This is a genomic window from Pseudomonas sp. SIMBA_068, from assembly GCF_046534705.1.
Taxonomy (GTDB): Bacteria; Pseudomonadota; Gammaproteobacteria; order Pseudomonadales; family Pseudomonadaceae; genus Aquipseudomonas; species Aquipseudomonas putida.
Genome location: NZ_JAWRYI010001557.1, coordinates 1 through 239, shown reverse-complemented (window position 1 = coordinate 239; position 239 = coordinate 1). Strand labels below are relative to the sequence as shown.

General features: G+C 56.1%; 1 pseudogene. It reads left to right on the top strand.

Features of this window, described 5'->3' with window-relative positions:
* A pseudogene (locus SB756_RS34910) lies at positions 1-239 on the top strand (TetR family transcriptional regulator); the annotation flags it as partial.

Below are 239 nucleotides of genomic sequence, written 5' to 3'. Positions count from 1 at the left end.
ACCCTATTCATCAACTGGCCGATCAGCAAAAAAGCGCGGCCTACGATTTCACCCACGAACTGTTAACCACACTGGAAGTTGACGATCCGGCGATGGTAGCAAAGCAGATGGAACTGGTGCTGGAAGGCTGTTTAAGCCGAATGCTGGTGAATCGTAGCCAGGCGGATGTCGACACTGCACATCGGCTGGCGGAAGATATCCTGCGCTTCGCCCGCTGCCGCCAGGGTGGTGCATTGACC